Origin of the sequence: Nostocoides australiense Ben110 (genome assembly GCF_001050535.1) — a bacterium.
Lineage (GTDB): Bacteria > Actinomycetota > Actinomycetes > Actinomycetales > Dermatophilaceae > Nostocoides_A > Nostocoides_A australiense.
This window is the reverse complement of record NZ_HG764815.1, coordinates 3,291,676-3,303,913: the sequence shown is the minus strand read 5'-3', so window position 1 is coordinate 3,303,913 and position 12,238 is coordinate 3,291,676. Positions and strand designations below refer to the sequence as shown.

Genomic DNA, 12,238 nt, shown 5'->3' with positions numbered 1-12,238 from the left:
CGGGTCGGCGGTGCTCGCCTGGGCGCTGCGGATCCCCCCCGGGGACCCTGCCTTCTCCTGGGCAACCTTTTTGCTCGCGGGAATCTGGAGCGCCGGGGCGTTGGCGTCCGGGCCGCTCCATCTCGGCCGCGCGCACACCCGCGCCGGCGGTCCCGACGCCCTTCCGATCGTGCAGAGCCTGGCGCTGGGCGGGCTGCTGGTTGTGGTCTTCGCCCTCGGCGCCCTCGTGGTCGCGCAGGTGCCTGCGCTCAGCGCGCAGGTCAACGCAGTCCTCGATCACGCCCGAGTCGGCTCGCTCGGGCTGATCGCCGCCATCGTCGCTGTCAACGGCATCGCCGAAGAGCTGTACTTTCGCGGCGCGTTGTATGCCGCCATCGGACGGCGCTATGCCGTCACGATCACCACTGCCGTCTATGCCCTGACGACCGCGGGCACCGGCAACCCCATGCTCGTCCTGGCCGCCGCTCTGCTCGGGTTGCTCACCGGGCTGCAACGCCGGGTCACCGGTGGAGTGCTCGGCCCCATCCTCACCCACGTCATCTGGTCGAGCTCGATGCTCTTCCTGCTACCCCCGATATTGGAGACGCTCGCATGAGTACGACGGATTCCCCTGCCGCACAATCTACTTCGCCGGCAGGGCCCCCGGGGAAACGAACGGTTCTGGTGACCGGTGCGTCCGGATACATCGGAGGGCAGCTAGTTCCTGCTCTCCTCGAGGACTTCACCGTCCGGGTCCTGACTCGTTCCCCCGACGGCGTCGAACGTCACGCCTGGCGCGACGAGGTGGACGTCGTGGTGGGGGATGCGTCACGACCGGAGGACCTGCGCCGCGCGCTGGACCGAGTCGACGTGGCGTACTACCTCATCCATTCGATGGAGGCAGACACCACCGGCTTCGAGGAGCGGGACCGTGCGGCCGCGACGCTCTTCGCCGAGGAGGCGGAAAGAGCCGGGGTGCAGCGGCTGGTCTATCTCGGAGGACTGCATCCGCGCGACGAGCGGCTCTCCCCGCACTTGCGATCTCGCGTCGAGATCGGCCGTATCTTCCTCGACTCCTCCGTGCCCGCCGCGTGCCTGCAAGCAGCCGTCATCCTCGGGGACGGATCGGCTTCCTTCGAGATGCTGCGCTACCTCACCAGCCGGCTCCCGGCCATGGTCACGCCGTCGTGGGTGGACAACCCTGTGCAGCCCATCGCCGCCGAGGACGCCATTCGCTGCCTACGGGCGGCAGCGGACCTCCCCTCCGGCGTCAATCGCACCTTCGACATCGCCGGACCGGACGTGTTGAGCTACCGCCAGCTCATGCAAACCTTCGCCGAGGTCACGGGTCGGCGCCGGCGGCTGATCCTGCCCTTGCCCGTGCTCACGCCGGGGCTGGCGAGCCTGTGGGTCGGTCTGATCACGCCCGTCGATGCGGCCCTGGCCCGGCCCCTCGTCGGAAGCCTTATCCACCCTGCCGTAGCCCACGAGTCCGACCTCGACGAGTATCTCGGGGGGCCCTGCCAGATCGGCGTCGACGAGGCAATCCGCACGGCGATGCGCGACGCGCGACCGGACACCGGGCCACGCAACCTGGCCCTTTGCACGGCGGCTGTCGTGGCCACCGCAGCCGCCGGCACAGCCGTCACCGATCCCGAGTCACAGTGGTATCGACGACTCGACAAGCCCGCGTGGCAGCCACCAAAGGCAGCCTTCCCGATCGCGTGGACCAGCCTCTACGCCCTCATCGCCGGCACCTCGGCCGCGCACCTGACCACGCTGGAACGACAGGGCCGCACCGAGGAGGCGACGGCATACCGAACGGCGCTTGGCGCGAACTTGGTGCTGAACGCGGGCTGGAGCGCCCTCTTCTTCGGCCTCGGGCGACTGTCGCTGGCCAGCGCCGAGGCCATCCTGCTCACGGCCTCGAGTGCCGACCTGGCCCGGCGCGCCGGTTCGACCCGGCCGCGGCGGCGCAGGCTGCTCAGTCCGTATGCCGCGTGGTGCGCCTTCGCCACAGCTCTGACCGCCGACATCACCCGACGCAACCGAAGGAAGTCATGATCACCATCGAACGCACCGTCTCCACGACCACCGACGCCGAGACGGTGAGCACCTATCTCGCCGACTTCACCAACGCCGAGGAGTGGGACAGCGGGACCAAGTCCTGCGCCCTCATCTCCGGCGATGGCGGAGTGGGCACGCGCTATCGCAATGTCTCCACCTTCGCCGGACGCACCGTCGAACTCGTCTACGAGGTCATCGACCGCACGGATGACCGCCTCGTCATCGAGGGCTCGAACCGGACCACGACATCCCGCGACACCATCACGACCGTGGCCGCCGGTGGCGGTAGCGACGTGATCTATCGGGCGGACTTCACCCTGCAGGGACCGGCACGCTTCCTCGGCCTCGTCATGCGGATTCTGCTGAACCGGCTCGCGAATCGCACTGCGGCACAGATGAAGACGGTCCTCGACTCGCTCACTGCCCGGTCGTGACCGTGTCTCTGACCGGCCTAGCCGGCCTTGCCGGACGCGCCATCGACAAGGCGCTCGATGCGAGCATCGCCGGGGGATTCGGCGAGCCCGGCTATCTCCTCCGTCGGCATCTGCCGGCGTGGCCCGACGACCCGCGTCCGAATGCCTTGGTGGGCAAGCACATCGCGGTCACGGGTGCCTCGTCCGGCATCGGCGTGGCCGCCTCTCGGCAGCTTTCGGACCTAGGTGCCCACGTCCATCTCATCGTGCGCAATCCTGACAAGGCGACCCCTGTCGCCGCTGCTCTGCCAGGCGCAAGCACCGTATGGATGTGCGATCTGGCCGATCTCGACTCGGTCGCCACGTGTGCGAAAGAGTTGGACGAGAAGGGAATCGATCTCTCGGGGCTCGTGCACAACGCAGGGGTGATGCCGGCGCGGCACACCCTGACACCGCAAGGGTTCGAGCAGTCGATGGCCGTCCACGTGCTCGGACCGGCGCTGCTGACGGAACTGCTGCGGCGTCGCCTCAGCGGAGGCCGGGTCGTGTTGGTGACCTCGGGCGGCATGTACGCGCAGCGCCTGCGTATCGATGATCTCGCCTACCTCGAGGAACCCTATCGGCCGGCCAAGGCTTATGCGCGCAGCAAGCGGGCTCAGGTGGAACTGCTCCAGCCGCTCCAGGACAGGTGGTCCGATCTGACGGTGGCCGCCATGCACCCGGGGTGGGTGGACACTCCCGGGGTGCGCGAATCCCTGCCCGGATTCGCGCGGCTGACCCATCCCGTCCTGCGCGACGCGGACGCAGGGGCGGATACCATCACGTGGCTCGCGGCCACCGAAACCCGGCTGCCCGGTGGCCGGCTTTGGCATGACCGCCAGGCGCGTCCGAGCAACCGACTGGGCCGTACCGCAGCGGGCCATGACGAGCGAGACGTCCTTCTCGACTGGGTCTATGAGGCCCTCGAGCCGTGGTTGGAGCCGGGTCGAAACCCGCATCCGGGCCGGGAGGAAGGTGGACTCGCCCGTGAAGTCGAATGACGGCAATTGCACACCGATCGACGCGTCGTGAGCTGAACCTGCCGGCTACGGCTTCATGACGACCTTGATGCAACCGTCCGTGCGCGCATCGAAGGTGGCGTACATCTCCGCGGCCTCGTCGAGCCCTGCGCGATGGGTGGTGAGCGCCTCCACACCGAGCACGTCGTCCTCTTGACACAGGATCTCGAGCAACCGGTCGGTCCAGTGGCGGACATTGCACTGGCCCATGCGCATGGTGATCGCCTTGTCGAACATGTCCATCAGCGGCATGGGATCCGCACTGCCGCCGTAAACACCGCTTAACGAGACGCAGCCGCCGCGCCGCACCGCGTCGATGGCCGTATGCAGCGCATTGAGCCGGTCGATGCCTACGGTTTCGATTGCCTTGCGCGCCAATGGCTTCGGGACTCGTGCCGTTGCGGAGATCAGGGCGCCCGCGACCGGGTTGCCGTGGGCCTCCATGCCGACAGCGTCGACGACGGCGTCGGGGCCGCGCCCGTCAGTCAGGTCCCGCAGGGCGTCGCCGACGGAGGTGACCGAGCCCATGTCGACCGTGCGCGCACCGCGGCCGGCGGCAGCCGCAAGTCGCTCCGGGACCAGGTCCACGCTGATCACCTTCTCGATGCCGAGATGTTGTGCGGCGGACACGGCCAGCAGGCCGACCGGACCGGCGCCCAGCACCGCCAAGGTCTCACCGGGCTGCACCCCGGAGGCGGTCACCCCCTGCCAGGCCGTCGGGAGGATGTCGGACAGGAAGAGGAACCGTTCGTCGGCCGGTCCGTCCGGAACCTTGACCGGTCCGAAGTCGGCGTGCGGGACGCGCACCCGCTCGGCCTGACCGCCGGGCACCGAGCCGTACAACGCGGTGTAGCCGAACAGGCTCCCGCCCTTGCCTTGGTCTCGGTTCTGGGTCGTCTCGCACTGGGCGAAGAGGCCGCGATCGCACATCCAGCAGTGTCCGCAGGAGATATTAAAGGGGACGACGACCCGGTCTCCCACAGCGATATTGGCGACCGCGCTGCCGACCTCCTCGACGACGCCCATGAACTCATGACCGAGGATGTCGCCCGGCTGGAGATACGGGGCGAGCACGTTGTACAGGTGCAGGTCGGAACCGCAGATCGCGGTCGAGGTCACGCGCACGATCGCGTCCGTCGGGTCGACGATGACCGGATTCGGGACCTCCCGGACCTCGACGGAGCGCATTCCTTGCCAGGTGAGGGCCTTCATGACAGTTGTTCCTTTCGTTCGCCGCGGCGTTCGTTCCAGGTGTCGGCGGCCCGCTCGCCCAGCACGGTCAAGCGGCGCACGAGTGGCGAGCCGAGCCGCCGGTCCGCCTCGCCGCCCTCGACCAGGCGCGGGCGGATTGTTCCGAGTTCTCGGGGGGCGCGGTCGGACTCCGGCAGCAGCCGGTTTGCCAGACCCATGACGCGCGTCGTCGTTGCCGGCATCAATCCGCGCACGCGCACTCCGACCTTGGCCAAGGGCGTCAGGATGACCATCGGCCGGCCGCGCAGAACGCCGGCGACGATGCGCGCCGCCGCCCGCTCCACGTCCATACTCAAGAGCGGCAGCGATGCGGCCGGGGCGAACCACGCGTACTCAGCGGCCGCATCGCCGGCGAACTGGGCCCGCCGGTGAGAGCCGGTCCGCATCAGGCCGGGCACGACCGTCGTCGCCGTCACACCTGTCCCCGACAGGGCTGCCGCCAACCCGTCGGAGAAGCCGACCGCCGCGAATTTCGCTGTGGCATAAGGCAGTAGATGGGGCGGCGAGACCATGCCACCGATCGAGGTGATGACGCCGATACGGCCATGACCGCGGCGGCGCATGGCGGGCAGGACCGACCACGCGAGATGGATCGGGCCCCAGGCCATGGTGCCCATGGCGTCCCGGAACTCCTCCGTCGTCATCGTCTCTGCGGGCCCGACCTGGATGGTGCCGGCCACGGCAATCGCGATGTCGATGGGGCCGAGGGTCTCTTCGACGTCCGCGACGAGTGCATCGACCGCGTGTTCGTCGCCGATGTCGACCACGCGCGTGTGCACGGTCGCTCCGGGCCGCCGCGCCGTCAGCTGGGCCTGCGCGGTCTCGAGGTCATCGCCGGTCCGGGCGCAGATGACCACCGGGTGGCCGCGCTGCGTGAGGTCGGCGGCGATGGCCATGCCCAAGCCCCGCGACGCGCCGACGACCAGGGCGAGCCCTGGGGCAGCCGGCCGGCGTTCGGGTATGCGGTGCGTCATCTCATTCCTTCCTGCGGTTGGCGCTTCCTGTGGTTTGCGCAATCGCGCCGGGCCACGACCATATGCACGGCGGGCGGCACCGCGATACACCCTCCGGAGTGGCCGGGGGAAATGGCGGTCGACCTAGGGCTGGGTGGCTCCTCCGATCCCCCTTGCTCACGGGGGCGAAGGAACGCCAACTCGCGACACCGCCAAAGAAGCGCTCGAGGAGGAGAAGTCCCACCCCTCATCAACGAAGTGAATGAAGTTGGTCAGGAGACCGAACTAGACCTGAAGAAATCGGCGAAAGAAGCGCCTCGGCGTTGATGACTTCGGCCCGGGGAGGCGTGGAGAGAGTTGACGCTCGAGGGCCATGACGCAGCCACGACGTGACGACACCGCCCAGACCTCCCGAGCCGCGATCACAAAGAGGCACGCAGCGACTCGTCCTGAACAACGCTGGGTGGGCTGCGGGCCCCTTTGACTGTGCAGCCACCGACGCTCCTATGACACGACGGCGTCAATGGCCTTCTTCAACGCGGACGGTTGCGATGGCCCAGTTGGAGAAGTCTTTTTCAGCTCGAGCATCCGGGCGCCCATTTCGGATAGCTGGGAGCGGCCGAGCGCGTCCCGCAGCTTCGGGAACCACTCGCCCTCCTCTTCCTTGACATGGTGGCGAACGTTTTCGATCAATACGGTGAACTTAGCCTCGAAGCGTTCGTCCTCGCGCGTCATCGCATCCAGCTCGGTCGCGAGCAGGTCGACGACGTGATGCTCTTCGTAGGACTCCAGGATGTGCTGCTCGAGGTCGGGAACCCGTTCGCGAGCTTCGGGATAGAGGATTTCGTTCTCGATGTAGGTGTGCACCGTCAGGAGCTCGATGACCTTGCGGACGATCTGTTCCTTGCGCGCGGGGGTGGTGGCTTTCTTCTCGAATTCTGCGAACAGGCGGGCGACTTCCTTGTGGTCGGCCTTCAAGACGGTGATGGCGTCGGTGGACATCCGTTTTCCCTATTCTGACGGTATGGAGGGGTGTCTCATTATGACAGGCGGACAGCCTGCAGGAACCTGATGACATCATGTGCGTGTCCCACATGCCTCTCTGTGGCGGCACAGCAGTGGTGTTGCAGCGAAGGAGGAGACATGAACGTGGCCGATAGAGCCGAACAGCCGCACCATCGAGAAATGTCCGATCCGTTGATCGCCCCCGGAGAGGGCGCTGGTCAGCGCGTGGACGACGACCAGGTGTGTTCGCCACTCCAGCCGGCCCGGATCGCATCAGAGGGATCGGAGCCAGCAGCTGAGGACCCTCGAGCCAATTTGGATGCGGACAACCTTAACTCCATGGTGCACAGCCCTGTACCGCAGACCGACACGCCGTCAACACAACGGTGACCAGTCCTGCGTCGGGCCGCGACGCCCGGGTGGACACGCGGCCGCGGCGGCGGCGGTCCTCACATCTAGGGGTGCGGCGGATGAGTGGGTTTGCGTGTTTGGATCGCGAGTGTGACCTCCACGCCCCAACCTCAGCCGCTCGTGCCGGAGAGCCTTGATCGCGACCTGCTGCAGCTCTACCTCAACGACCATCTCGCAGGAGCAACCGCGGGCAGATCACGTGCGCAGCGCATGGCACGCGAGTACACCAATCTTCCGATCCACCAGGATCTGGTCGAGTTCGCGGCCGACCTCGATCGTGAGCATCGCCGACTCTCTCGGCTCATCGACGAGCTGGGCCTCGGGCACCATTCCGCGCGCCTCATCGCGGGCAAGGTCGTCGAACAGCTGGGCCGCCTTAAGCTCAACCGCCGACTGTTCACACGCTCACCGATGACGCCCTTACTGGAACTGGAACTCGCCAGGGGCGCCGTGAACGCGAAGGCCGGTCTCTGGCAAGAGCTTGCCGTCCTCTCCCCCGCCTTGGGCTTGGCCTCCGACGAGTGGCTCGAGTTGGCAGACCGTGCCAAAGAGCAATCAGTCCGCCTCGAACGCATGCATGCCGCCATCCGGGGGGATGCTTTCAACGTCGAACAGACTTAACGGGGCCCGGCGCGCCGCGACGGCACTCGGCTGGATCTGCGTGGCGGCGTGTGCCTGTGCCCACGTCGCCTCCTGCTTTGTGGGCCGTGACGCTGTCCGCGACGCAGGCGACCGCTCAGTCTGCGGAGGTGACCGAAAAGGTCGCGACAGCGTGCGCGACGGCGGTCTCGCCCGCCATGACGTCGGCCTCGGCCATGACGAGCGATTGGCCGCGGCGGCGGACCTCGGCGCTTGCGCAGAGCTCCTGCCCTACCTCGGCCGGGGCGAGGTAGGTGACGGTCATGGACACTGTCGCGGAGCGCTCGCCCTCCTCGAGGCCCGAGCGGACGGCCTGGCCCATGACCGAGTCCACGAGAGTCGCGATGAGACCGCCGTGGACGGTGCCATTGATGTTGGCATGCTGTGCCGTGGTGACGATGCGCACGCCGGCGTCGTTTCCTGGCCGTGCCACGTCGTCGGGGTCGGCTAAGGCGATGCCGAGGTAGTCGAGGAATCCTCTCACCGGGCAGATTCTCCCCTCTTCCGGGTCTGCACCAACCACCCAGTCGGGTGTGCGATCCGGCGCGTTGCGCAAGCCGGATCGCCCATGGAGAAGGCCACGAGCGCCGGCGGGATCGGCTTGGCATCGTTAGGTTCCGCAGATCGCCCAGAGCGTGGAGCGTCGGCTCCCACCTCCCCAGGACCGAACTAGCCGGCCCGCGCGGGCCACATACCGAGCGATGAGCGGTGCAGCGGCGGCGAGCCGGCCATGACTCCATGAACCCGCTGCCGACCGCTTCGGGGCCGCCCTCGCGGCGGAACGACGCTAGCGAAACGCGGCATACCCCGTCAGCTGCTGACCGAGGATCAGCTGGTGCACCTCGGCGGTGCCTTCGTAGGTGAGCACCGACTCCAGATTGTTGGCGTGCCGCATGACTGGGTACTCAAGCGTGATTCCGTTGGCGCCCAACAGAGTCCGGCACTGCCGCGCGATGGCGATCGCCTCGCGGGACGCGTCGAGTTTGCCGAGCGAGACCTGCTCGGGCCGCAGCGCGCCGGCATCCTTGAGCCGGCCGAGGTGCAGCGCGAGCAGCATTCCCTTGCCGTAGGCCAGGGCCATGTCGGCGAGCTTGGTCTGGGTGATCTGGTATGCCGCGAGCGGGCGCCCGTTCAGGTCCCGGTCGCGCACATAGGCGATGGTCGTCTCGAGGCAGTCGCGGGCGGCACCGAGGGCGCCGAAGATGATCCCGAACCGGGCCTCGGTCAGGCAGGACAGCGGCCCCGACAGGCCCGCCGCCTCGGGCAGCATGGCCGACGCCGGCAGCCGCACGTCGTGGAGCACCAGTTCAGAGGTGATCGACGCCCGCAGCGAGAGCTTGGAGCCGATCTTCGGTGCCGAGAAGCCGGGCGTGGCGACCGGGACGACGAACCCGCGGATGCCGCTCGGCGCGTCGGTCGTCTGGGCCCACACGATGGAGACATCGGCGACCGAGCCGTTGGTGATCCACATCTTGGTCCCGGTGAGGATCCAGTCGTCGCCGTCGCGGGTCGCGCGGGTGAGCATGCCGCCGGGGTTGGAGCCGTAGTCCGGCTCGGTGAGCCCGAAGCAGCCGATGGCCTCTCCGGTCGCCATCCGCGGCAACCACTCCTGCTTCTGCTCCTCGCTGCCGAAGCGATAGATCGCGTACATCGCCAGCGACCCCTGCACCGAGACCAGCGAGCGGATGCCGCTGTCGGCGGCCTCCAACTCGTGGCACGCGAGACCGTAGGCGGTCGCGCTCGTCCCGGCACAGCCATACCCCTGCAGGTGCATCCCCAGCAACCCCACCCCGCCGAACGCCGCGGCGAGCTCGCGCACGGGAATCTCCCCGGAGGCATACCACTCCTGCAGGTGCGGCCGCACGTCGCGCGCCATGAGATTGCGGACCGTCTCCCGGACCACCAGCTCGTCGTCGGTGAGCAGTCCGGTGATCCCGAAGAGCTGGTCAGGACTCTGGGATGGTTTGGCGGAGTTCGGCGTCACGGCGCGGTCCTTTCCTCGCATTCGATCGTATGCCGCGCCCCCGCTCCGCAGAAGGGGGCGTCGTGCCCCCGCCGGCTCAGAGCGTGTTCTCGGGCTTTGTCGACCCGCGAGACCAGCCCTGGCCGGCGGCCACCCGGATGAACTCGACCGCGCCTGGAGCCGGCGTCGCCCGCCGGCGGCTGCCAACTCCGCGAGGGCGGCAAACCTCATCGTCTGCGGTGCCGGGGAGGCGTGCGGTGACCCATCCAGTGGGGTGGCGATTTGCCGCCGGGCGCCGGCATCACGGGATCGGCGAGGGCGCAGCCATGGCGGGCTGTCTCACCCCCCATCCCTTGCTACTGCGGCGCCCCCACGTCGGCGAGAACCTGCCCCGCGACCCGCTCACCGGACACCAATGCTCCCTGGATCGAGGCAGTGTCGCGGTGGTCGCCGCAGACATACAAACCGGGGGCGACCCGGGCGGGCTGGTGATGGTGCAGCGGCGGAGGGGAGGCGGGCAGAGCTCGCGGTATGCGGTGGCGAACGACGACCTCCCAGTCACCGGTGGCGCACTGGTAGATGTCGCCCAGGTGCGCTCGTACGGTCCGTTCGTCGCTGTCGCCGTCGGGCCGGTCGAGCAGCGTGGTGGCTTGAATGAGCACGCGCCCGCCGGTCGCATACGACGGGGCCGCGGCGGTGACGACCGCGGCGTTCCAGACCGGCCCCGGCGGTCCGTCGTCCGGTCCGTGGCGGCCGTCGACCACGAGCAGCGGCCGGTGGTCCGGCGCCTGCGGAGCGTTGAACCACCACGTGACCAGGCCCTTCATCGGCGTTGGTGGCAGTCCCGCGAGGTGCGCGGCACTCGCCGGGTCACTGGCGATCACCACAGCACGGCCGGTTATCGTCCCGCCGTCGGTCGTCACGGTGTGGCTGCCGTCTCCGGTCGTCGAGGGGTGCACGGACCGCACGGCCGTGTTGAGCCGCACGTCGGCCAGCGTCGATGCCAGCTGCTGTGGCAACGCGCTCATCCCGTCCCGCGGCAGCCCCGGTGCACCGAGCGCAAAGCTGCGCAGCAGCAGCCGCGTGAAGTTCGCGGACGAGGTCCCCCAGCTGTCCACCAGCACACCGGCCAGGAACCGATCCATCCCCCCGCCGCAGCGGCCCCGTCACTCCTGCGTTGTCTAGAGACAGCGTCAGACGTTCGTCGCCGGATCGCGAATTCGGCTGCGGTGCAACCAGAATCGGCGCCAACCAGCGTGTCAGCGCGAGCAGCTCCCCGGGCCTGACGAGCCCGCTGGACAACGTGGATCGCAGCAGCTGCGGGGCCCGCACGGGGTCCGCAACGACTCGCAACCCATCACCCGCACGGACCAAGACCCCCGGCGCGAATTGCTGCAGTTCAAGCGCATCCAGATCCACCGAGCGACGGACTGCCGGATACGCCGGGTTAAGCACCTGGAAACCGCGATCGCACAGGAATCCGTCGATGCATTCCGTGCGCACGCGACCGCCGACCGCGTCCGCCGCCTCGAGGACGACGACCTGGAGGCCGGCTGCCGTCAGCGTACGCGCGCACTGCAGACCGGCGAGTCCGGCCCCCACGACGACGACATCTGCGTCCATCACGTCACTTCCTCATCGTGATTTCGCCGTCGCCGTGCTCGTAGGTCCAGTAGCTGATCCGGTTGGCGTCCACGATGATCATGCAAATGCCCGCGGTCTCGACACCATCGGCGAACCAGCGCTCGACATCCGGGACCCAGTGCTCGGCCATGAGCTTCTTGTCGGTCGTGATCCTTGCGGTCCCTTGAACCGCCACGAACACCCCCTTCGGATCCGTGAACGTCAGGAGCACACCGGGATCGCGGCGGATATCCGGGCCATCCGGGAGTCCGCCCAGGTGAAGAAGTGGTGAGGTGCCGTCATACTCGACGTCCTTGTTGTTGCTCATCGGCCGGGCGGCGAGCGTGCCCCGGGTTCCATGGGTGCCCAACATGCAAATATCCAGCTTGCGCAACAGTTTCGACAACTCACTGAGGGACATGGACATGGGTGCTGGGCCTCTCTCGGGGACGCTCGGTGAGCTGCACGCCGAGTCTGTCCGCACCCTAGATGATTGATTCCAAGGTGACTGGTGTGGCGTATGGGACTCGGGGGGTGAGGGTGCCCAGACTCGGTGTTGCGAAGCAACTCGAGCTCTGGAGGCTCTCGTGGACACCGATCTGGACACCCTCGCCACCGCACTGTATGTGACCCTTGACGATCTGCTGAAGAGACACCCCGAACTGGCGCCATGGCGACCCGCGGTCGGGATGAAACCGCAGGTCAGCGACGCCGAGTTGGTGACGATGGCGGTGCTGTCAGCGGTCCTGGGATTCGATGACGAAGCCCGCTGGGTGCGGCACGTGCGCGCCAACCTGCGCCACCTCTTCCCCTACGTACCGCACCAACCCGGGTACAACAAGCGGGTCCGCCGGCTCGGCCCGACGATGCTGGCGG

General features: G+C 68.1%; 12 protein-coding genes and 2 pseudogenes. 6 read left to right on the top strand and 8 right to left on the bottom strand.

What is annotated here, in order from left to right; translation table 11 throughout:
* From BN11_RS16015 to BN11_RS16000, 4 genes are all read left to right on the top strand, one after another.
* Positions 1–595, top strand: a 595-nt coding sequence (locus BN11_RS16015) for a CPBP family glutamic-type intramembrane protease (protein ID WP_048699361.1), incomplete at its 5' end; no start/stop codon positions are given.
* A complete protein-coding gene (locus BN11_RS16010) occupies positions 592–2,043 on the top strand; it encodes a tryptophan-rich sensory protein (RefSeq protein ID WP_048699359.1) in 1,452 nt (483 codons plus the stop codon). The genes BN11_RS16015 and BN11_RS16010, both read left to right, overlap by 4 nt.
* Positions 2,040–2,480: an SRPBCC family protein gene (locus tag BN11_RS16005; RefSeq protein ID WP_048699357.1), complete on the top strand. Its 441-nt coding sequence runs from the start codon at positions 2,040–2,042 to the stop codon at positions 2,478–2,480. Before BN11_RS16010 ends, BN11_RS16005 begins: the two co-directional genes overlap by 4 nt.
* Entirely contained in the window at positions 2,477–3,499 is a 1,023-nt protein-coding gene (locus BN11_RS16000) for an SDR family NAD(P)-dependent oxidoreductase (protein ID WP_235435514.1), read from the top strand. Before BN11_RS16005 ends, BN11_RS16000 begins: the two co-directional genes overlap by 4 nt.
* Positions 3,500–3,544: 45 nt before the next feature.
* On the opposite strand, the gene BN11_RS15995 is transcribed toward BN11_RS16000, so the two are convergent.
* The 3 genes from BN11_RS15995 to BN11_RS15985 all read right to left on the bottom strand — a co-directional run bounded on the left by BN11_RS15995 (position 3,545) and on the right by BN11_RS15985 (position 6,723).
* Entirely contained in the window at positions 3,545–4,729 is a 1,185-nt protein-coding gene (locus BN11_RS15995; RefSeq protein ID WP_048699355.1) for a zinc-dependent alcohol dehydrogenase, read from the bottom strand.
* Positions 4,726–5,742 carry an SDR family NAD(P)-dependent oxidoreductase gene (locus BN11_RS15990; RefSeq protein ID WP_048699353.1) on the bottom strand — a complete coding sequence of 339 codons (1,017 nt, stop codon included), beginning with the start codon at positions 5,740–5,742 and terminating at the stop codon, positions 4,726–4,728. Before BN11_RS15990 ends, BN11_RS15995 begins: the two co-directional genes overlap by 4 nt.
* 483 nt (positions 5,743–6,225) lie before the next feature.
* Positions 6,226–6,723 (bottom strand): hemerythrin domain-containing protein, encoded by a 498-nt coding sequence (locus BN11_RS15985; RefSeq protein ID WP_048699350.1) that lies wholly within the window; start codon positions 6,721–6,723, stop codon positions 6,226–6,228.
* A 504-nt stretch (positions 6,724–7,227) separates the two neighbouring features.
* Between BN11_RS15985 and BN11_RS15980 the strand changes: the two genes are divergently transcribed.
* The gene (locus BN11_RS15980) at positions 7,228–7,758 is read left to right on the top strand and encodes a hypothetical protein (protein ID WP_048699348.1); all 531 of its coding nucleotides are present in this window, start codon (positions 7,228–7,230) and stop codon (positions 7,756–7,758) included.
* A 115-nt stretch (positions 7,759–7,873) separates the two neighbouring features.
* Here BN11_RS15980 and BN11_RS15975 read toward each other — a convergent pair whose 3' ends face one another.
* The 5 genes and pseudogenes from BN11_RS15975 to BN11_RS15960 form a co-directional block, all read right to left on the bottom strand.
* Positions 7,874–8,260 carry a PaaI family thioesterase gene (locus BN11_RS15975; RefSeq protein ID WP_053084145.1) on the bottom strand — a complete coding sequence of 129 codons (387 nt, stop codon included), beginning with the start codon at positions 8,258–8,260 and terminating at the stop codon, positions 7,874–7,876.
* A gap of 303 nt (positions 8,261–8,563) precedes the next feature.
* Entirely contained in the window at positions 8,564–9,760 is a 1,197-nt protein-coding gene (locus BN11_RS15970; RefSeq protein WP_235435513.1) for an acyl-CoA dehydrogenase family protein, read from the bottom strand.
* 335 nt (positions 9,761–10,095) lie between these two features.
* On the bottom strand, positions 10,096–10,884 hold the full coding sequence (locus tag BN11_RS22970; protein ID WP_235435512.1) for an FAD-dependent oxidoreductase: 789 nt from the start codon (positions 10,882–10,884) through the stop codon (positions 10,096–10,098).
* 211 nt (positions 10,885–11,095) lie between these two features.
* Positions 11,096–11,362 (bottom strand): annotated as a pseudogene (locus BN11_RS25335) (FAD-dependent oxidoreductase); the annotation flags it as partial.
* Between the two features lie 4 nt (positions 11,363–11,366).
* Complete coding sequence (locus tag BN11_RS15960) at positions 11,367–11,789, bottom strand: pyridoxamine 5'-phosphate oxidase family protein (RefSeq protein ID WP_083433811.1); 423 nt, start codon at positions 11,787–11,789, stop codon at positions 11,367–11,369.
* 160 nt (positions 11,790–11,949) lie between these two features.
* Between BN11_RS15960 and BN11_RS24065 the strand changes: the two are divergent.
* Positions 11,950–12,238, top strand: a pseudogene (locus tag BN11_RS24065) (IS982 family transposase); the annotation flags it as partial.

Excerpts from the sequence above, each read along its gene's own strand:
- BN11_RS16010 (WP_048699359.1), top strand. The coding sequence starts at position 592 with ATGAGTACGACGGATTCCCCTGCCGCACAATCTACTTCGCCGGCAGGG.
- BN11_RS16005 (WP_048699357.1), top strand. The coding sequence starts at position 2,040 with ATGATCACCATCGAACGCACCGTCTCCACGACCACCGACGCCGAGACG.
- BN11_RS15995 (WP_048699355.1), bottom strand. The coding sequence starts at position 4,729 with ATGAAGGCCCTCACCTGGCAAGGAATGCGCTCCGTCGAGGTCCGGGAG.
- BN11_RS15990 (WP_048699353.1), bottom strand. The coding sequence starts at position 5,742 with ATGACGCACCGCATACCCGAACGCCGGCCGGCTGCCCCAGGGCTCGCC.
- BN11_RS15985 (WP_048699350.1), bottom strand. The coding sequence starts at position 6,723 with ATGTCCACCGACGCCATCACCGTCTTGAAGGCCGACCACAAGGAAGTC.
- BN11_RS22970 (WP_235435512.1), bottom strand. The coding sequence starts at position 10,884 with ATGGATCGGTTCCTGGCCGGTGTGCTGGTGGACAGCTGGGGGACCTCG.
- BN11_RS15960 (WP_083433811.1), bottom strand. The coding sequence starts at position 11,789 with ATGTCCATGTCCCTCAGTGAGTTGTCGAAACTGTTGCGCAAGCTGGAT.